The 20,128-nt window shown below is 63.9% G+C and carries 18 protein-coding genes; 13 read left to right on the top strand and 5 right to left on the bottom strand.

The window, feature by feature from the left end:
• Nucleotides 1-46: 46 nt before the first annotated feature.
• From ABIB99_RS20770 to ABIB99_RS20725, 10 genes are all read left to right on the top strand, one after another.
• Entirely contained in the window at nt 47-625 is a 579-nt protein-coding gene (locus tag ABIB99_RS20770; RefSeq protein WP_354177361.1) for an NADPH-dependent FMN reductase, read from the top strand.
• Between the two features lie 6 nt (nt 626-631).
• Nucleotides 632-1,345 (top strand): orotidine-5'-phosphate decarboxylase, encoded by a 714-nt coding sequence (pyrF, locus tag ABIB99_RS20765; protein WP_354177360.1) that lies wholly within the window; start codon nt 632-634, stop codon nt 1,343-1,345.
• A 73-nt stretch (nt 1,346-1,418) separates the two neighbouring features.
• Nucleotides 1,419-1,721, top strand: a complete 303-nt coding sequence (locus ABIB99_RS20760; RefSeq protein WP_063980243.1) for a DUF1330 domain-containing protein — start codon at nt 1,419-1,421, stop codon at nt 1,719-1,721.
• A gap of 409 nt (nt 1,722-2,130) precedes the next feature.
• Nucleotides 2,131-3,432: a calcium-binding protein gene (locus ABIB99_RS20755; RefSeq protein WP_231143746.1), complete on the top strand. Its 1,302-nt coding sequence runs from the start codon at nt 2,131-2,133 to the stop codon at nt 3,430-3,432.
• Nucleotides 3,433-3,554: 122 nt separating this feature from the next.
• Nucleotides 3,555-5,270, top strand: coding sequence for a type I secretion system permease/ATPase (locus tag ABIB99_RS20750; RefSeq protein ID WP_231145447.1), 1,716 nt, complete (start codon nt 3,555-3,557; stop codon nt 5,268-5,270).
• Nucleotides 5,267-6,628 carry an HlyD family type I secretion periplasmic adaptor subunit gene (locus ABIB99_RS20745; RefSeq protein ID WP_063980241.1) on the top strand — a complete coding sequence of 454 codons (1,362 nt, stop codon included), beginning with the start codon at nt 5,267-5,269 and terminating at the stop codon, nt 6,626-6,628. Before ABIB99_RS20750 ends, ABIB99_RS20745 begins: the two co-directional genes overlap by 4 nt.
• Nucleotides 6,629-6,806: 178 nt before the next feature.
• The gene (locus ABIB99_RS20740) at nt 6,807-7,889 is read left to right on the top strand and encodes a helix-turn-helix transcriptional regulator (protein ID WP_354177358.1); all 1,083 of its coding nucleotides are present in this window, start codon (nt 6,807-6,809) and stop codon (nt 7,887-7,889) included.
• A gap of 29 nt (nt 7,890-7,918) precedes the next feature.
• Complete coding sequence (locus tag ABIB99_RS20735; protein WP_084794912.1) at nt 7,919-8,917, top strand: M23 family metallopeptidase; 999 nt, start codon at nt 7,919-7,921, stop codon at nt 8,915-8,917.
• Nucleotides 8,918-9,020: 103 nt separating this feature from the next.
• A complete protein-coding gene (gene dapB, locus ABIB99_RS20730; RefSeq protein ID WP_028148808.1) occupies nt 9,021-9,836 on the top strand; it encodes a 4-hydroxy-tetrahydrodipicolinate reductase in 816 nt (271 codons plus the stop codon).
• 106 nt (nt 9,837-9,942) lie between these two features.
• The gene (locus ABIB99_RS20725) at nt 9,943-10,566 is read left to right on the top strand and encodes a 2,3-bisphosphoglycerate-dependent phosphoglycerate mutase (protein WP_014490847.1); all 624 of its coding nucleotides are present in this window, start codon (nt 9,943-9,945) and stop codon (nt 10,564-10,566) included.
• A 123-nt stretch (nt 10,567-10,689) separates the two neighbouring features.
• Here ABIB99_RS20725 and ABIB99_RS20720 read toward each other — a convergent pair whose 3' ends face one another.
• Nucleotides 10,690-11,586 (bottom strand): methylated-DNA--[protein]-cysteine S-methyltransferase, encoded by an 897-nt coding sequence (locus ABIB99_RS20720; protein WP_063980239.1) that lies wholly within the window; start codon nt 11,584-11,586, stop codon nt 10,690-10,692.
• A 55-nt stretch (nt 11,587-11,641) separates the two neighbouring features.
• Nucleotides 11,642-12,175 (bottom strand): DUF2244 domain-containing protein, encoded by a 534-nt coding sequence (locus tag ABIB99_RS20715; RefSeq protein WP_063980238.1) that lies wholly within the window; start codon nt 12,173-12,175, stop codon nt 11,642-11,644.
• 22 nt (nt 12,176-12,197) lie between these two features.
• On the opposite strand from ABIB99_RS20715, the gene nth reads away from it, so the two are divergent.
• From nth to ABIB99_RS20700, 3 genes are read left to right on the top strand one after another with little or no spacing between them, the layout of a single operon-like run.
• A complete protein-coding gene (gene nth / locus ABIB99_RS20710) occupies nt 12,198-12,965 on the top strand; it encodes an endonuclease III (RefSeq protein ID WP_063980237.1) in 768 nt (255 codons plus the stop codon).
• Nucleotides 12,966-13,022: 57 nt separating this feature from the next.
• Entirely contained in the window at nt 13,023-14,183 is a 1,161-nt protein-coding gene (locus tag ABIB99_RS20705) for an HlyD family secretion protein (protein WP_063980236.1), read from the top strand.
• On the top strand, nt 14,170-15,798 hold the full coding sequence (locus tag ABIB99_RS20700; protein WP_063980235.1) for an MFS transporter: 1,629 nt from the start codon (nt 14,170-14,172) through the stop codon (nt 15,796-15,798). Before ABIB99_RS20705 ends, ABIB99_RS20700 begins: the two co-directional genes overlap by 14 nt.
• Before the next feature lie 6 nt (nt 15,799-15,804).
• Here the strand turns inward: ABIB99_RS20700 and ABIB99_RS20695 are convergent, their stop codons facing one another.
• The 3 genes from ABIB99_RS20695 to ABIB99_RS20685 all read right to left on the bottom strand — a co-directional run bounded on the left by ABIB99_RS20695 (nt 15,805) and on the right by ABIB99_RS20685 (nt 20,000).
• Complete coding sequence (locus ABIB99_RS20695) at nt 15,805-16,545, bottom strand: sulfate transporter family protein (protein WP_063980234.1); 741 nt, start codon at nt 16,543-16,545, stop codon at nt 15,805-15,807.
• A gap of 191 nt (nt 16,546-16,736) precedes the next feature.
• Nucleotides 16,737-18,764, bottom strand: coding sequence for a S8 family serine peptidase (locus ABIB99_RS20690; protein ID WP_354177355.1), 2,028 nt, complete (start codon nt 18,762-18,764; stop codon nt 16,737-16,739).
• Between the two features lie 63 nt (nt 18,765-18,827).
• A complete protein-coding gene (locus ABIB99_RS20685; protein ID WP_354177353.1) occupies nt 18,828-20,000 on the bottom strand; it encodes a phosphorylase family protein in 1,173 nt (390 codons plus the stop codon).
• Nucleotides 20,001-20,128 lie beyond the last annotated feature (128 nt).

Below are 20,128 nucleotides of genomic sequence, written 5' to 3'. Positions count from 1 at the left end.
TTCCCCTTTGCGCGGCGGACTCGTTTCGCCGAATGCATGGAAGCGGATGCCCGCACCCAAAATCCTGATCATTCCCGGCTCGCTGCGCACCGGCTCGCACAATGCGAAGCTGGCGGCGGTCGCCGCCTATGAATTCGCCCAGGCCGGCGTCGACGTCACCCGCATCTCGCTCGCCGATTTTCCGCTGCCGATCTATGACGGCGATCTCCAGGCCAAGTCGGGCGCGCCCAAGCACGCGATCAATCTCAAGCGCATGATCGGCGCGCATCATGGCGTGCTGATCGTTTCGCCCGAATACAACGCCTCGGTGCCGCCGCTGCTCAAGAACGCGATCGACTGGATCAGCCGCGTACATGAGCTGCACGAGACGCGCGGCGACGTGTTTCGCAACCGCGCCTTCGCGCTCGCCGGCGCCTCGCAGAGCCGGCTCGGTGCGGCCCGTGCACTCCAGGCGCTGCGGCTGATCCTGACCTCCTGCCACGCCAATGTGATTGCCAGCCAGCTCACGCTCGCCTTTGCCGACCAGGCCTATGACGATATGGACAGGCTGAAGAACGAGGGCGACATCGCCGCGTTGAAGGAGCTGGTGCGGCAATTGATCGACATTTCCCAACGCATGATGTGAGGTGACATGACGCCAGCCGAGATCGCCCCGAAGGACCGCCTGATCGTAGCGCTCGACCTGCCCAGCGTTGACGCCGCGGAGGCGATGATCGCAAGGCTCGGCGAGAGCGTCACCTTCTACAAGATCGGTTATCAGCTCGCTTATGCCGGCGGCCTGCCGCTGATCGGCAAGCTCGCCGACAAGGGCAAGAAGGTGTTCGCCGATCTCAAGATGCACGACATCGGCAACACCGTCACGCGTGGTGTGGAGAGCGTGGCCAAGCTGGGTGCAACCTTCGTCACCGTGCACGCCTATCCGCAGACCATGAAGGGCGCGGTCGAAGGCCGCGGTAGCGCGAGCCTGAAGATTCTCGCCGTCACGGTGCTGACGTCCTACAACGACGACGATCTGCATGCGGCCGGCTATCGGCTCAGCGTCTCCGAGCTGGTCGAAGCGCGCGCGCAGCAGGCGCAGGTGCTCGGCGTCGACGGGCTGGTGTCCTCGCCCGAGGAGGTCGGCGCCTTGCGCAAGATCGTCGGCCACCAGATGAGCCTCGTCACCCCCGGCATCCGGCCGGCGGGTTCTGCGAGCGGCGACCAGAAACGCATCATGACGCCCGGCCGCGCAATTGCCGCGGGCGCCGATTATCTCGTCGTCGGACGGCCGGTGGTGGAAGCCGCCGACCCCAAGGCGATCGCTGAAGCCATCCAGGCCGAGATCGCGCAGGCGCTCGGCGCATGATTCGGAAAAACCGCGCAGCGGTTTTCCGGTCGGATCATGCTTAGATAGAGACCGACAAACAGGGAGAAGAACAATGGCAAAGGGCTACTGGATCGGGCGCGTGGATGTGAGCAGCGACGAGGGCTACAAGCCCTATGCCGTCGCCAACGGTCCGATCTTCAAGAAATGGGGTGGCCGCTTCGTCGTTCGGGCCGGCAAGTTCACCACCGTCGAAGGCGCCAGCCGCTCGCGCAACGTCGTGATTGAATTTCCCGACTACGAGACCGCGATCGCCTGCTACAACTCGCCGGAATACCAGGCCAACATCAAGGTGCGCCAGCCGCACTCCATCGCCGACCTCATCATCATCGAGGGCTATGACGGCCCGCAGCCCTGAAGACGGATCGTCGCGAGAACCTATCCTGGATTGACGCGAGCATCATCCGGCTCTCGCGGACAGCACGCGCGTGCGATCATCGCACGCGATCAGGAGAGCGTCGCGGACATCTCCGCTCGCACTCACGTCGACATCATCTTGCATCACCTTGACGGACTCATTCGCTTGAACGCCTGAGGGTCGTTCGCGCCTGAGACGAAGACCGTGGCCGTCATTGGGTCCACCAGCTTGCCGTATTCTTTTGTCCCCAAATGGGGATTGCTGGATCGCTCTCGTTTCATCCAAGGTTGCTTGATCGGAGCCCACATCGATCGGTGATGGGCATCAAGCCAACCCGAAATCTGCGACGTCCGTGACGGGCCGCAAGGCGACCCGCATCGCGCATTTCCATGCAAAGGGAGTGAAGATCATGGCACTGATCATCGGAACAGCAGGCGACGATGTGTTGCCTGGCACGAATGTAGACGATCAGATCTTTGGCCTTCAAGGCAACGACACCATTACTGGCCTGGACGGCAATGATGACGTAAGCGGCGGCGCGGGCAATGATTCCATCGATGGTGGTGCCGGCAACGACATCCTTGATGGAAATGCCGGTATCGATACGATCACCGGTGGCGCCGGCGACGACACGATCAACGGCGGCGCGGGCGACGACACGCTGAACGGAAATGCCGGCGCCGACATCATCCACGGCGACCAGGGCAACGACACCATCGATGGCGGAACCGGCGCTGATCAGCTCTTTGGTGACGCCGGCGACGACGGCATCCACGGCGGCGACGGCAATGATGACATTCATGGCGGCGCGGGTGCCGACACCCTGTGGGGCGACGCCGGCGACGATACGTTGAGCGGCGACGCCGGCAATGACGTCTTGAATGGCGGCGACGGTAACGACCTACTCAACGGTGGATTCGGAGATGACACTCTGAATGGCGATGCCGGCAACGACACGCTGAACGGCGGACTTGGCAATGACCTGCTGAACGGCGGTACCGGTGACGACATCCTGAACGGCGGTTTGGGCGCCGATACGCTCAACGGTGGCGATGGCAACGACACCATGCACGGCGACGCGGGCGACGACATCATGGACGGCGGCGCCGGTAACGATACGATGTTCGGCGATGCCGGAGACGACGAGATGGCCGGCGGCGCGGGCAACGATGCCATGAGCGGCGGCGCCGGTGATGACGAAATGAGCGGCGGAACCGGCAACGACACGCTCGACGGCGACGCCGGAGATGACACGCTCGATGGCGGCGACGGCACCGATGTCCTGAACGGCGGGGCTGGGGCTGACATCCTGTCGGGCGGCGCCGGCAATGACACCCTGAACGGCGGTAACGGCGATGACGAGTTGTCCGGCGGCAATGGCGCCGACGTCCTCAACGGTGGACTCGGCGATGATGTGCTGACGGGCGGTGCTGGTACCGATACGCACAATTTCGGCGACAACACAGCTACGAACTTCGGCAACGATGAAGTCACCGATCTCAGCTTTGCCGATGGCGATGCCGTTGTTGTCGACGCTCCGCCAGGCTTTGACCCGGCTACAGTGGTAGTGGACGACGACGGCACCAACACCGTGCTGGATTTCGGCTTCGGCGCCATCCAGCTCGATGGCATCACGGGCGGCGCGACACCGTTCGAGTCGATCGCCGAAATCAACACTGCCGCCGGTTATACGGCCGTTGACGTTGTCTAGCGCCGACTAGTAGCGGGGCGGCTGTCAGGCCGCCCCGCCCTCATTTCAGTCAGTGATAGTGCCGGCAAGTTATGTATTCGCGTAACCGTGGTGTGATCCCAGCATCTGGTCAGAGATTGCTGGTGGCCTTGATTCCGGGACGATTCGCATTGGTGTGGATCGTTTGTTTCAGCGTGTCCGTAAACCTGCTGCTGCTGGTCGTACCTTTCTATTCAATCGAAGTGTTCGACCGCGTGCTCAGCAGCGGAAGCGTCGAGACGCTTGTCGGCCTCACCGTCATCGCCGTCGGCGCTCTCGCCTTCAGCGCCGCCTTCGACACGTTTCGTAACCGCCTGTTGAGCCGGTTCGCGGTCGGGTTCGAGCACTGCCTCGCTCCGATCATCCTTGAAGGCAGCATCACCGGCGCGGCGCCGGGCGACGGCCGGCAGCACGATCTGGTCAAGCTTCGCGAGTTGAGAACTTTCCTGTCGAGCGGAACGGTCACATCGCTGATAGATGCTCCGTTCCTCCCGGTGTTTATTCTCATCCTGTTCTTCCTGCACCCCTGGTATGGCGTCATAGCCCTGATCGGGGTGGGGGTCCTGCTGGCGATGGGTGTTGCAAGCCACTGGATCGCGCGCGGGGAAATTGCGCAGGCTTCGCAAGCGGCGTTGAAGACGCAGGCGTTGCTCGATGGAATCGTCCGGCACTCCAGCGTGGTGCGGGCGATGGGCTGGACCCGGGGCGCCATCCGCGCGTTCATGAGCCTCAATGACGAAGCCCTGTCTCCGGTGGTGCGGGCCAGCGAACGCATCTACACGATTAGCGCCGCCGCGCGAATGGTCAGGACCATCCTGCAGATTGCCGCGATCGGCTGCGGTGCCTGGCTCGTGCTCCAGAACGAGGTGCTGTCCGGCAGTCTGATCGCGAGCTCGATCCTGATAGCGCGCACGTTGCAGCCCATGGAAGGGTTGGTCTCGGCCTGGCGCGCGTTGGCATCTGCGCAGGACGCGTGGACGCAAGTCTGCAACGCCGCGATGCCGGTGCTTGCGCGTCCGCGGAAGACGTTGCTTCCGCCGCCAGCCGGCATGCTCAAGGTAGAGCGGGTGACATTCCGGATTGGCGGGACGCAGCGTCCCATTCTCGCGGGCATATCCTTTCAATGCCGGCCGTCCGAGCTTGTCGTCGTGATCGGGCCGACCGGCGCCGGAAAATCCACATTGCTGCGCTTGATGGCAGGCCTCGATCGGCCGACCAGCGGTACGATCCGGTTGGACCACGCAGCACTCCATACCTGGGATCCCGACCAGCTTGGGCAATTCGTCGGCTATCTCCCCCAGGACGTGCAGCTCCTGGAAGGAACGGTGGCCGAAGCCATTGCCGGGTTTGATGAATACGCACGGGACGAGGCCATCGTCGCCGCGGCCATGCTCGCGCAGGCGCATGAGATGATCCTGTCCCTTCCGGCCGGCTACCAGACCGAGATCGGCCGCGACGGCTGCAGGCTATCCGGTGGCCAGCGTCAGCGCATTGGTCTTGCCCGCGCCTTCTTCGGCGATCGCAAATTGATCCTGCTGGATGAGCCCAATGCCAATCTCGACCCGGACGGCGAAGAAGCGTTGTGCTCCGCCATTCAATCGGCCAAAGCGCGCGGCGCGGCGTCGGTGATCGTCACCCACCGGCCGCGGCTGTTGACCATCGCCGATGCCGTGCTGCTGTTGAGGGACGGCAACCAGGTCGCCTTCGGACCGCCATATGACGTACTTCGCGCCCAGCGGCCGGCACCGGTACCGGGTTCGGCAGGGCTCCCGCGCAATGTCGAACCTCAGAGGTTGCCAGGCAGGAGGGTCATTCCATGACGCAGACCGGTCATGCCTCCGCGATGTCCGCGCCTGTTGCAGGTCCGTCGAAGACCTGGCCGACGGAGCAACCGCGATCCGACATGCGACGGATCATCGCATGGGGCTGTGTATTGCTCGTCCTGCAATTTTGCGGCTTCGGCTTGTGGGCAACCACGGTTCCGCTCCGCGGCGCCGTCGTGGCACCAGGATTCATCAAGGTCCATTCGAAGCGCAAGGCGGTGCAACATCTGGAAGGCGGAATCATCAAATCGATCTATGTCCGGGAGAACGATCACGTCGAAGCCGGTCAACTCATTGCACGGCTCGACACCGCGCAGATCGAAGGGAGCCTTGGTTCCCTCGAAACCAAGTTCTTTGCTGATCTGGCGATGGAGGCCCGGCTGGCGGCGGAGCAAGACGGTGCGAAGTCAATCCGGTTTCCGGACGAATTGCGGGAAAGTGCAACGCGTCTCTCCGCACGTATCGCCATTCAAACCCAGGAGGCCGAATTTGCCGCGCGACTGGCCGCGATTGAGAACGAGCGCAAGGTGATCGATCAGCAGATGCTGCAAAACGCGGACACCATCCGCGGCCTGCAGAGCAACACCCAAGGACTTGAACAGCAACTCAAGCTGTTGCGGGAAGAGATCGCCGACACGAGTTATCTCCTCGCAAAGGGCCTCGCCCGGAAACCACGTTTGCTGGCCTTGCAACGGGCCGAAGCCGAGGCCACCGGACAGGTCGATCGCAATGCCGCGTCAATCTCGGAGATGCAGGGCAAGATCGCGGAGTTGCAGGACAGACGCAGGCAACTGGGGTTCAACCAAAATCAGGATATCGCCAAGCAGCGGCATGCGACGAGCGAGGAGATCGGCGACCTCAGACATCGAATTGCCGCGTTGCGTGCCCAGCTTGTCCGGTCTGAATTGCGTGCCCCGGAAAGTGGAAGGATCGTCGGCCTCAACAGCAGGGACCTCAATGCCGTGCTTGGACCTCGGGAAACCCTTTTGGAAATCGTTCCGATGCAAGATCGGCTTGTCATCGAGGCGACATTGAAGCCTGCCGATCGGGAAGAGGTCTATGTCGGACAGATGGCGCGTGTGCGAGTTCACGCGCTGAACATTCGCCGCCGGCCGATGCTCGAGGGAAGGGTCGTCGGCGTTGCGGCAGACGCACTGACCGACACCCATTCCGGCGACAGCTCCTATTTGGCCGAGGTTGAGCTGGACCCCAACGCGCCGACGGCCTCCTACATCTCCACATTGATGCCTGGAATGCCTGTCGAGATATTTGTCGAGACGGGGGAACGAACCTTTGCGGAATATCTTTTGCAGCCGATGACGTTACGGATCAACCGTGCGTTCAGGGAGAATTAAGCGCTGGTAAGGGGTGGGCCGGCCTATGAGGGAGGCGACCGTGCATGAGTGCAGTAAGGCACTACCTTCCGCACAGGATGATTTTCGTTCCGATTGCGTCGAGCGCGCCTCGAAGCAAGGCAATGACGGATGCGGTCCGTCTGGGTCTTGTCCGGAGCCACGCCCGCAACAGGCCGCAATGGAATATTTCGCAAAGGCCATGGCGGAACTGCTCGGCTGCCGGAGCTGCTACGTAGCCATGCTATCCGCCTCCGGGCTGGAAGAAGCCAGGATCGGAGATGCTCCTGCCGATCCGTCATGCGCGGCGATGGTTGAGCGATTTGCGCGCAAGGGTACAGCCGAGGACGTCGCCTCGCTCGAGCCGATCAATTCCCGGACCTCCTTCGTCCGCAAGTTGATCGGCGCGGAACCCCCGGTAAAGAGTCATTCAGTCATTGGCAGGTTTGCTTCCGATGAGCGAACCACGGTCGTGTTCGTGGCCGGATGGCGACCGGCCGCGCTTGCGGCATCGGAGATTCCGGGCTTGGCGCATACCGTGCGCCCGTTATGGAAGGCTGCTCATTCACTTGCCCGGCAAGCGCCGGGGCAGGTCGATGCGCAACTCTGGCTCGAAGAGCTGACCTTTCCCGCCATCGTCGTGGACCAGGGCCTGCACATTTACGCAGTCAATCGTGGTGGACGCGTGCTGCTTGCCAAGCGCGAGTTGCTCAGGATGGAAGGAGGCAGGCTTGCTGGCTCATGCGCTTCCGTGACCGAGAGCTTGCGGGGGGCAATCGGGAAAGTGCTCATCGAGAGCGGGACTCATGGATGGTTCAACACTACGGTACCGCTTTCGACGGATCGTCAGCAGTTCGCCTTCGCCAAGATCGGCGCTGTTCCAACGCATGACAAGCTGGGACAGGCCCTCATCGTCGTGCCGCAATTCGATGACGTGCAGGGCGCGCACTGCATCGCATCTGCCTTTGGCTTGAACTGGGCTGAGGAAAGAATCGTCGCCCGGATTCTTCAATTCCAGTGCCCTCGCGATATTGGAGCCGAGCTTGGGCTGACCGAGGCAACGGTGCGAACCTACACCAAGAGGATCATGCTCAAACTGGGGATCAACCGACAGTCGGAGTTCTTTCTTCTGTATCATCTCACCCAATCGCCTTTTGGCGCTGGCAGGCGCGAGAACTGGGTGAGCCGGCCGGCCTCCGATTGTCGATTGGACGAAGAGGGTCCGATGAGATTGCGGACGGCCGGCAAGCATTCGCCTGAATGAGTACGGGGTTCTCCGCGATGTCGAGGCGCATGGGCAGCGCAGGTTTCCTCTACCGGATGTTCGCTGCCCTGGCATTGGCCGGGGCCGGCTTCCCTGCCCATGCCCAGAGCATTCAATTGGCGCTGCCGATTGCCTGCGAGCCTGGCCGCACCTGCTACATCCAGAATTACACGGATCTCGATCCGTCGCGGTCGGCGCGAGATTACAAATGCGGCACGCTGACTTATGACGACCACAACGGCACCGATTTTCGTTTGCCCTCACTGCCGGTGCAAAGGGCCGGCGTGGACGTGCGCGCGGCGGCAGGCGGCCGTATTCTTCGTACACGCAATGACGCGCCGGACGGCGCTTTCACAAAATCGGGACGCGAAGCGGTGCGCGAGGCCGAATGTGGCAATGGCGTCGTCATCGAACATCCGGAGCAGTGGGAAACCCAGTACTGCCACCTCGCCGCCGGCAGTGTGTCGGTCAAGCCTGGAGACAAGGTCGACCTAGGACAGCCGCTCGGCCGTGTCGGTCTCTCCGGCCTCACGGAGTATCCTCACCTGCATTTCACCGTGAGGCACAATGGCGCGGTGGTCGATCCCTTTGCGTACGGCGTTCGCCCCGAGTCTTGCGAGGGCGGTCAATCGCTCTGGCTTGCTGCCCTCCGCCCGAAACTCGAGTACCAGGAACGAGCCATCCTCAATGCGGGCTTTACGACGGGGCCGGTCACGATGGAACTCATCGAGGACGGCAGTGCCGAGAGCCAAAAGCCGTCCGCCGGTTCGATGGCGATCGTCGCGTTCGTGCGGGCTATCGGGCTGAAGGCGGGCGACGCGCAATGGCTGCTCATCAAGGATCCCCTCGACAACGTCATCGCGGAAAATCGGTCTGCACCACTTCAGGCCAACAAGGCGCAATTCATGCTCTTTGCGGGGAAGAAGCGACCTCCCGGGGGGTGGGAACGCGGCTCCTACAAGGCCACTTATGTTGTAGAGCGCGATGGCCAGGTCGTGCTCAGGAAAGACCTGGAGCTCATGCTCTAGCGTTGCATCTGTGCTTGGGGAGACCCGCGCCACGGGCCTTTTGAAGGCCTGATCGGTTGCCGGAACGGCCCGCTCCCGCTATAGGGCGTGGAGAGGGTGAACTATGTCCGATATGCGTTTGATTGTTGCCGGGGCAGGCGGCCGGATGGGCCGGGCGCTGGCACGAGCCATTGCCGACACTGAAGGCGCGGTGCTGGCGGGAGCCCTGGAGGCGCCCGGCTCGGAGCTGCTCGGCAAGGATGCCGGCGTACTCGCGGGCCTGCCTGCCAACGGCGTCAAACTCTCGGCCGACCTCTGGGCGATGTCGAAAGATGCCGACGGCATCCTGGATTTCACCGTGCCGGCCGCGACCATCGCCAATGTCGCGATCGCTGCCGAGCGCGGCATCGTGCACGTCATCGGCACCACCGGACTGTCGGCCTCCGACAACGCCGTGATCAAGAGCGTCACCAACCGTGCGGTCGTGGTGCAGTCGGGCAATATGAGCCTGGGCGTCAATCTGCTCGCCGCGGTGGTCAAGCGCGTCGCCAAGGCACTCGACGAGAGCTTCGACATCGAGGTCGTGGAAACCCACCACCGCATGAAGATCGATGCGCCCTCGGGCACTGCGCTGATGCTGGGCCAGGCCGCCGCCGCCGGCCGCGGCATCTCGCTCGATGAGCATTCGGATCGCGGCCGCGACGGCATCACCGGCGCGCGCAAGCCGGGCGACATCGGCTTTGCCTCCTTGCGCGGCGGCACCGTTGCCGGCGAGCACAGCGTGACCTTTCTTGGTCCGTTCGAACGCCTGACGCTGTCGCATCTCGCCGAAGACCGCATGCTGTTCGCACACGGCGCGCTCAAGGCGGCGCTGTGGGCGCATGGCAAGAAGCCGGGGCACTACTCCATGGCCGACGTGCTCGGTCTCGCAGACATCTGAGCGAGCCGGAGCATGAACCGGACCCGAAGGGCCGCGTTAGCGCAAGATGTGAAGCGGCTTTCCGCCAAGATCATTCCTCAACAATAACCTGAATGGAAAGCAGTCAATGAGCGAACGTCTCCTCGTGCTCGTGCGCCACGGTCAGAGCGAGTGGAATCTGAAGAACCTGTTCACGGGCTGGAAGGATCCTGATCTCACCGAGCTCGGCGTGAAGGAAGCCACGGAAGCCGGCCGCAAGCTGAAGGCGCAGGGCCTCGTGTTCGACGTCGCCTACACCTCGGTCTTGACGCGCGCGCAGCACACGCTCGATCTCATTCTCGGCGAGCTCGACCAGAAGGGCCTGCCGACCTCCAAAGACCTCGCGCTGAACGAGCGCGACTATGGCGATCTCTCCGGCCTCAACAAGGACGACGCCCGCAAGAAATGGGGCGAGGACCAGGTGCTGATCTGGCGCCGCTCATACGATGTGCCGCCGCCCGGCGGCGAAAGCCTGAAGGATACGCTGGCGCGCGCGCTGCCCTACTACGTGCAGGAGATCCTGCCCGGCGTGCTCAACGGCAAGCGCACGCTGGTCGCCGCCCACGGCAACTCGCTGCGCGCGCTGATCATGGTGCTGGAAAAGCTCTCGCCCGAAGGCATTTTGAAGCGCGAGCTCGCGACCGGTGTGCCGATCATCTACCGGCTCAACGCGGATTCGACGGTGGCCTCGAAGCTGGATCTGGCGGGCTGAGCTTCGCCACAAGCGCGGAGTCGTAGGGTGGGCAAAGCGTAGCGTGCCCACCATGTGTCAGCGATCGCGGAAGAATGGTGGGCACGGCGCTATGCGCCTTTGCCCACCCTACGGAAGCGGGGCCTACTGCATCCCCAGCTGCCCGGCCTCCCAGCCCAGCATCGCCTGCTTGCGGGTGATGCCCCAGTGATAGCCGGTGAGCGTGCCGCTCTTGCCGAGCGCCCGGTGGCAGGGCACAACGAACGAGACCGGGTTCTTGCCGACCGCAGCGCCGACGGCGCGTGAGGCCTTCGGGCTGTTGATGTTGCAGGCGATGTCGGAATAGGACACCGCGCGACCCATCGGGATCTTCAGCAGCGTCTCCCACACCCGTACCTCGAAATCGGTGCCGATCATCACCACGCGCAACGGCTGGTCCGGCCGCCACAGCCTGGTGTCGAAGATGCGCTGTGCGAGCGGTGCGGTGCCTTCGTGATCCTCGACGTAAGTTGCGTTGCGCCATCGCCGCGTCATGTCGGCGAGCGCGACCTTCTCCTCACCGGGATCGGCGAACGCAAGGCCTGACAGGCCGCGGTCGGTGGCGATCACGATCGCCGTGCCGAACGGCGAGGGATGGAAGCCGTAGCGCAGCGTCAGGCCCGCGCCGCCGTTCTTCCATTCGCCGGGCGACATCGCTTCATGGGTGACGAAGAGATCGTGCAGCCGGCCCGGTCCTGAAAGACCTGAATCGAGCGCGGCATCGAGGATGCTCGCGGAGTCCCGCAACAGTCCCTTGGCGTGATCGAGCGTCAGCGCCTGCATGAACGCCTTCGGCGTGATCGAGGCCCAGCGGCGGAACAGATGGTGCAGCTCATCCGGCGTGACGCCCGCCGCATCGGCCATCGCTTCGATGGCCGGCTGGGTGCGCCAGTTCTCCGAGATGAACGCGATCGCCCGGCGCACGGAGTCGTAATCGCGCAACGCGGCGTTCTGGGAGCCCGGCTTGGCCAGGCGCTGGTCATTTATGGCGAGTGTCATCATGACTGGAAATGTAGGCGTGGCGCCGGGCCGAAACCACCCGATTTCCGATTCGGAGTCAGGAGACCGGGTTGTAGGTCGGGCCGCGCTTGGCGGCGTTCAGGGCCTCAACCAAGCCTTTGTAAAAACTTGCCTTTTCGTCCGGGCCGAGGAAGCGGGCGATCTGGATCTGATGGCCGCGCGAGATCAAATAGAGATGCTCGATGCCAAAATCCTCGTCGACCTCCATATCGAGGCGGACCCAGAGCGGATTGAACGTCCATTCGGCGACCTGGCCGCGATGACTGACGCGCCGCACCCGCAGTTCGGACGCCGTGACCGAAATCTCCTCGCGCGCCCGCGCGCTGCGGAAATTGGCCTTGAAGGCCCACCAGATCACCAGCACGTCGAGGCCGAAGAAGCCGAACACCGGCCACGCACCCATCATCAGGAAGGCGAGGCCGGTGGCAAAGCTCACCACGCTCAGGAACAGCATCACGGCGAGGAAGCCGGTGCGGTTCAGCGAGCGGTGCGGCGTCAGGAGCGCGGAGAAGATCTGAGGGTCCGTCTCGCTTTCAGATCGCCCGCGCTCAATTTCGTTGCCTGTGCTCATCGTCCCTCAGTATATCCGGATCATGGCGAAAATCACCCGCAAGCCGGCCCCGCGCAAAGCGTCCGTGCCGAAGAAAAAGGCAAAGGCGATAGTTGCGAAGCCGAGGGCTCCCGCCAGGAAATCGCTCAAGGCCGCAAGACCCAATTCTACCAAACCTTGGACGCCGGCCGAGATCCACGAGGTCTTCAGCCGTTTCCGCAAGGCCAATTCGGAGCCGAAAGGCGAGCTCGAGCACGTCAATCCCTTCACGCTGCTGGTCGCCGTGGTGCTGTCGGCGCAGGCCACCGATGCCGGGGTCAACAAGGCGACGCGCGCCTTGTTCGAGATCGCCGACACGCCGCAGAAGATGCTCGACGTCGGCGAGGAACGCTTGCGCGAATACATCAAGACCATCGGCCTCTATCGCACCAAGGCCAGGAACGTGATTGCGCTATCGGCAAAGGTGCTCAGCGAATTCGGCGGCGAGGTGCCGCGCACGCGCGCCGGGATCGAATCCCTGCCAGGCGCCGGGCGCAAGACCGCCAACGTGGTGCTCAACATGGCCTTCGGCGAGCACACCATGGCGGTGGACACGCATGTGTTTCGCGTCGGCAACCGCACCGGGATGGCGCCCGGCAAGACGCCGCTCGAAGTCGAGCTTGGTCTCGAAAAGGTGATCCCGGCCGAGTTCATGTTGCACGCCCATCATTGGCTGATCCTGCATGGCCGCTATACTTGCCTCGCCCGCAAGCCGCGCTGTGAGGTGTGTCTGATCAACGATCTCTGCCGATGGCCGGAGAAGACGGTCTGAGGTGGCGCCGTCGTTTCGGGGGGGCGATGTGAAGCAAGCCGGTTTTGGGGGCATGTCGTGAGTCAGCAAGAACAAATCTCATCGCCATTGCCATCGCCATCGCCACCGCCACCGCCGGCCGCGGCACCGGCTCCGCCGCCGAAGCCGACGCAGCGGCCGGCGAGCTCGCTCTGGGGCCGGCTCGCGATCCCCCTGTTCGCCGTGATCGTCGCGCTCGCCTTCGTGGCACTGGCGACGCTGCGCTTCGACGAATGGGTCGGCAACGCCGTGGTCCAGACCACCAACGACGCCTATGTGCGCGCCGATCTGACGCGGCTTGCAAGCCGCGTCTCCGGCGAAGTGCTGACCGTCGGGGTCTCCGACTTCCAGCGCGTCAAGGCCGGCGATCTCCTGATCCAGATCGATCCCGCCGACTACCAGGCCCAGGTCGCGCAGTCCGAGGCCGCTGTCGCCGCCGCGCAGGCCGTGCTCGACAATCTGAGCAACCAGGTCGAGCTGCAATATGCGACCATCGCGCAGGCGCAGGCCGCGCAGCTGTCAGCGGAAGCGTTGGAGGTCGAGGCCCGGCAGGAGCAGGATCGCCAGAAATCCCTGACGCAGACGGAAGCCGGCACGCGGCAGCGGCTGGAACAGGCCGTCGCGGGCTACGCGAAGGCGCAGGCCGACGTGCGTGCCAGTCGCGCCGTCATCGCCGCGCAGCAGCATCAACTCGAAGTTCTGCAGGGCACCAAGAAGCAGCGCGCCGCCGATGTCGCGGCGGCCAAGGCGACGCTGGCGAGCGCGAAGCTGAAGCTCGGCTATACCAGGATCACCGCGCCGTTCGACGGCGTCGTCGGCGAGCGCCAGGTGCAGCCCGGCGACTACGTCAACATCGGCACCAACCTCATCAATGTGGTGCCGCTGCCGAAGGTCTACGTGATCGCGAATTACAAGGAGACCCAGCTCACGCATGTCGCGCCGGGCCAGCCGGTCGAGATCACCGTCGATGGCTTCCCGCGCGAGAAGCTGCGCGGCAAGGTCGAGCGCATTGCCCCCGCGACCGGCGCGCAGGTGGCCCTGCTGCCGCCGGACAATGCGACCGGCAATTTCACCAAAGTCGTGCAGCGCATTCCCGTGCGCATCCAGTTCGACGACAACCAGCCGCTGCTGGCGCGGCTGGTGCCGGGCATGTCGGTCGTCACCAGCATCGACACGAAGGCCGCGAATGGCGGAAAATGACGATGCCGGCCGCGGGCCTCTCTCGCGCGGCGGCATCGCGCCACAGCCGTTGTTTGCCGTGGCGGCGGTGCTGCTCGGCTCGTTCCTCGCCAATTTCGACAGCCGGCTGACCACGGTCGGTCTGCCGGACCTGCGCGGTGCGTTCTCGCTCTCGTTTGACGAGGGCGCCTGGCTTTCGACCGCCGGCATCGGCTCGCAGATCCTGATTGCGCCGGCGGTGGCGTGGCTCGCGACGGTGTTCGGCCTGCGCCGCGTGCTCGGCATCCCGAGCCTCGTCTACGCCGCGGTGTCGCTGATCATTCCCTTCGTGCACGATTATCCGACGCTGCTCGCGCTCAGCGTCGTTCATGGCCTGCTGCTCGGCACCTTCGTGCCTGCGACGCTCATGATCGTGTTACGAAACCTGCCGATCCGATGGTGGGTGCCGGCGATCTCGCTCTATTCGATCCGGGTCGGCTTTGCGCTGGATACGTCGAGCTCCCTGGTCGGCTTCTATGTCGACCATCTCGGCTGGCAATGGATGTACTGGCAGAGCGTCGTGATCGCGCCCTTGATGGGCCTGATGGTTTATCTGGGCACGCCGAGCGAGCCGGTGAACCGCACGCTGCTGCGCGAGGCCGATTGGGGCGGCATGCTGCTGCTCGGCGCCGCGGTCTCGATGATCTATGCCGGCCTCGACCAGGGCAATCGCCTGGACTGGCTCGGCTCGGGGACGGTGATGGCGCTGCTCGTCAGCGGTGTGGTGCTGTTCGCAGGCTTCCTCGTCAACGAGTCGCTGGTGCGACAGCCCTGGGCGCATGTCAACGTGCTGTTCTCGCGCAATGTCGGGTTGGGGCTGATCTTGATCCTGCTCTACACGCTGACCAGCCTCTCCAACTCGTCGCTGGTGCCGAACTTCCTCGGCAATGTCGTTCTGCTCAGGCCGGAGCAGAGCGGGATGTTGCTGCTCACCTATGGCGCGCTGCCGATGTTCGTGCTGGTGCCGATCTCGATCTGGCTGCTGCGGCATTTCGATACGCGGCTTGTCGTGGTGCTGGGCTTTGCCTGCTTTGCCGCGGCCAATCTCTGGGGCACGCAGCTCAGCCATGTCTGGGCGCGCGAGGATTTTGTCGGCATCGTGCTGCTCCAGGCGATCGGGCAGTCGCTGCTCCTGCTGCCGATCATCATCACGCTGCTGTCGAACGCCGATCCGAGCCGCGCCACCTCCTTTGCCGCCTACATCCAGATCATGCGGCTCGGCGGCGCGGAGATCGGCATCGCGCTGATGGGAACGTGGCTGCGCGTGCGCGAGCAGGTCCATTCCTTCTATCTCGGCCAGGACCTTGTGGTCGGCAATGCCGACGTGGTGGGTAGGCTCAAGCAGCTCGCCGATTACTTCGCGGCCCATGGCACCGGAATGGCGCAGGCGCGCGCGGTCGGCACGCTCGCGGGCCTGGTGCAGCGCGAGGCCAATGTGCTCGCCTATATCGACGGCTTCTGGCTGTGCTTCTGGCTAGCGATGGTCGCGCTCGGCGTCGTCGCGCTGATCACCCGGGCGCCACCGGGCCCGTTCACGCCGGCGCCGTTCGGTTTCGCCAAGATGCTGCTGCGCAAATGCGGGGTGCAAGTGAACTGAGAGGCCTCACCGCATCTGCCGCGCCGGCTCGATCAGCTCGGGCCGCGGCCCCGACAGGCGCTTGTGCATGTGGACCATGAACGCCATGCCGAAGATCGGCGTCGCCAGATTGACGATCGGGATCGAGACGAAGGCCGCAATGAAAAGGCCGGCGGTGAAGATGGTCGCGGCGTTGTCGCGCCGCATCGCCCTGGCCTCCTCCGGCGAACGGAAGCGCATCGCGGCGAGCTCGAAATATTCGCGCCCGAGCAGCCAGGCGGCGGCGACGAAGAAGATCAGGAATCCGGCACCGGCGAACAGGACCAGCGGCAACGCCACCAGATAGACCACGATCGTCAGCAGCGCGGTCTTGACGCCCTCGTAGATCGCCTGGCTGAACGGCAGCGCAGCGCCCGGCCGCTCGGCGGGATAGTGCTCGCGCTCGACGATGTCGGCGACGTCGTCGACGAACAGGCTCGCCACCAGCGAGGTGATCGCAGGCATCAGGAACACGCCGCCGAACACGACGCCGAGGCCCGCCGTGATCGAGACGATCCAGGCGAGGACCTCGAGCGAGGAATGCCAGCTCGGCCCGAGCAGGCCTTCCAGCCAGACCTCGCCATAGGTCGCAAACCAGCTCAGCAGCCGCTGCAAGCCGATCGCCAGCACGATGATCAGCACCAGTGCAAGCCCGATCGATCGCCACAGGATCGAGCGCATCGGCGGCGAGATCAATTGCGACAGCGCCTTTACGGCGGCATCCAGCATCGGAGTACCTCTCAGCAAAACCACCCGCGAGAGGTAGACATGCGCGGAAGGTTCGACAAGAGGTCGAGCTTTCCGGGACAGATTGCCGCGCCTGGAGCTTGGGTTCTGAGTGAATCAGAACGGAAGCTCAAGGCGCTTGTTTTGACGCGTTTTCTTCGCGCGAGCCGGCAGCCACTTCGCTTGAAGACGCTCTAGCTCACCCTGATGACGAGGGCATAGTTCTGCGGCGCGACCGCGATGGAATGAGCGATGACCGATATCACCGCTTCGCCGGCCGGCAGATTCGCGAAGATGACCTGCTCGACATTGTTCCTGCGGTCGAAGTCCTTCGAACCGGCCGGCATGTTGCCATGGCGTTCCTGCTTGTTGGCCACCACGACGAGATCGAGGTCGCTTTGCAGGCCTTCGCCGGGCGGATCGGTCCAGACCAGCGTGACCTTCAGGCGGCTGCTTCCCGCCGGTATCGTGACCGTGCGGTCTTCGCGTTCGCCTGCTTCGAGCTTCTTCTTCTCGTCGAAGAACTGCAAGGCTTCCTTCGCAGCAAGGGGGCCGACCACGGCCTGGACGTCGACTCGGCCGAAACCCTGACTGTTGTTTGCGACAGAGCCCGCCTCCGAGGGAATGTATTGGCCAGCAATGCTACGAGCTCCGTTGATGATGAGTGCCTTCAGCAGTGCGGCGCTCGGCGACTTCAGCCCGTGGCTCTTCCTCAGGAACGACCGGACCACCGCGACGCATCCGGCCACCAGCGGCGTGGCCATGCTGGTACCGCCTTCGAACATGTAGAGCGGGTCCTTCGAGAGCTTCCATCCCTTCGATTTCGTGACGCGGGAGCGCGTCGACAGGATGAAGGATCCTGGCGCCACGACGTCGGGCTTGATGCGATCGTCGTTGGTGGGTCCCCGGCTGCTGAACGCCACCATCCCTTCGGGATCGTTGGCGACGGGATCGGGGTTGATGGGAATGGCCGGAAAATCGCGCGGCCAGGCCTCTCCGTAGGTCATGGGCTCGTTGGGGCGATTGTTCTCGCATGCGCCGATGGTGAGGCAGTTCTTGGCCGTACCAGGCGGCGTCACGGAGTTGGGGTCGACCTGGCCATTGCCATCCTTGTCGCTGCCTTCATTTCCCGCGGCAAAGCAGATCAGCATGTCGCGATGCGCGTAGACGAACGTGTCGAGCTCGTTGGCCTGGGAGTCATACACGCCGAAATTTCCGACGCTGCCCCAGGAGTTGGAATGAATTCGTGCCTTGTCCGTCTTATAGGGCGGGCCGAACAGCGCATCGAGGCTGTCGGGCAGGCCGCCGAGATTGCCGCCGCTGTCGAGCACGGATTGCAGAACCAGCTTGGCGCCGGGAGCCGTGCCGCGGATCGGGCCGTCGCTTTTCGATACGCCGTCGCCGAGGGCAGAACCCGCGACATGGGTGCCGTGACCATCAGGATCGTCTTTGCGTCCCGGCCGGCCGAGCGCGTAGAGCTTCTTGACGCGCCCCTTGAAGGCCGGGTGCGTGTTCGTGGTCGATCCCTTGTCGAAACCGGTATCGGCGATCGCGATGATCTCGCCCGCGCCTTCGCCGCCATTGCTCGGCGTCGCCGCGGGAACGCGAAGAATGCCCCGCGCGATGTTGTTGAGCAGCTTGCGTGGAAAGACCTTCTCGACGCTGCGCACCTCGTCGAGCGCCGCGACGTCGGCAAGACGGCGCATCTTCAGCGTCACACGCACCTTGGCCGTGCCCGGAACGACGTCGTCGAGCTGCACATGCGCCGCTTCCGCGATCTTCTTTGCAGCGGCCTTCACGCCGACATTGCGGTGGAGCATGACGTCGACGGTCACGCTGGTGCGGTCGAGCGCCGCCGGCTTTGCCGCAAGCGCGCGCGCCGCAGCAACGCCTCCGGGTTGGGTGTCAAGGTTGCGCAGTGCCGGCGCGATCTTCACGATGCCCGGGTAGAGGTCTGCCCATGTCACGAACGGCAGTTTCCGCACCTTGTCGAGCCCGGCTGCCGGAAAGTGACAGATGACGGCGCTGCCCGGGACGGCTTCCAGGATCTCGGCGCCGGCCTTGGCGAGCTGCCCTCTGCGCTCGGCGTTGAGCGGCTGGTTGGTCTGCACGATGATGTAGTCGGATTCCTTCGCATTCGCATGATCCAGCGACAGCGCGGCGCGTTCCGCGTGCGGAGCCGAAGGATCGATCGTGATGCCGTTGATCGTGATCTGCGCCATGGCCGTTCCACTTTCCCTGATTGATCGCCCGTCCTTTGTCGTCTGCGCTGGCCGGATCGCTCGCTACGGCTCCGCCGCGATGCTGGCCCAGCAGGTGATGGCGCTACAGACCGTGCTCCAGCGGCCGAACCCCTTGTAGATCTGGGCGGCGATCTGCTCCTGCTGCTGCAGGGTGCCTTCGGCCTTGACCTGCGGATCGGAGACGTTGCGGATCGCGAGCCAGCGCGGCGCCTTGTCGCCCATCTCCTGCGCGACTAGGCCAAGGATGGCATCGCCCATTTCGGAGACGTCGCCGAGCCCCTGGAGATGAAAGTGGTCGTCCGAGGTGTCGAATCCGAAGAAGTCGGTGGTGACCACGGAGGAGGACAGGCCGCTCGGCTTCACGACGAAGATCTTCGGCGCCCTTGTATTGTCCCTCGGCAATTGCCCGGCATTGGCCTTGAACAGCGTCTTGGCCTGCGCGAATTTCTTCGTCACCGCGAATCTGCTGGAAAAATGCTCCTGCGCGAACGGCTGCTTCTTGAACTTCGACAGGCAGTCGAAGCGAACGATCGGGCTGACGACGACGTCGCCGACCTCGAATTCCTTGCCGATGCCGCCGGCCGTGCCCGTGGTGATGACGAGCGTCGGCTGCACCTCGGTGATGATCTGGCGCCAGACGTCGATGTTCGGCAGCTGCGGGCCGTCCTGCGACATGTGCGAATCGGATTTGAAGATCACGACCTTCTTCTTGCCGATCGTGGTGGTCCAGTAGGTGCCGAGCCGTTTCAGCTCCTTGGCCGGACACCCGTTGCGCATCTTCTTGGAGATGGCCGCGTAATTGTGCGTGTAGGGTACGTAATCGTTGCGGGAGTCCTTGCCCGGCGTCAGCACGCGGCTGAGGGCGTGCCCCTCGTCGACGGTCCAGGTCACGACCAGCACGTCGGCGCGCGGCAACGGTCCCTTGCCGTTGTCCTTCGGCTTCGGCCCGGTTTGCGGCGCCAGCCCCTTCGGCCAGGCAATGTCGGTGAAGCGCGACAGCCCGGTCGAGGTCGAGAAGGCCATGAACTCGCGGCCCTCGCTCGACTCGGAATCGAAATCGATGATCTCGCGCCGAAAGTCTTCGGTCGTGACCTTCGCGGATTTCTTCACCGCGCCCTTGGCCACGCGTTTCACCACGAAGGTGTCGGGCGGGGGCGGCGTCGTGATCGGATCGAAACCGAGATTTCTCTCAACCCATTTGCGGTCAGCACGCATCGCATTGTCTCCGCCAAATTGATTTTCAAACGTCTGATTTCGACAAACGTCTTCCGTTGGTCGGCCAGACAAGCCAACGGTTGCAATTTTAAATCGAAATCCTTGTCGTCGAATGGTCGTGAATATTG

Source organism: Bradyrhizobium sp. LA6.1 (assembly GCF_040547805.1).
In the GTDB taxonomy this organism is placed as follows: Bacteria; Pseudomonadota; Alphaproteobacteria; order Rhizobiales; family Xanthobacteraceae; genus Bradyrhizobium; species Bradyrhizobium barranii.
Note: the sequence above shows the minus strand (reverse complement) of the source record. Positions and strands in the feature narration are given on the sequence as shown.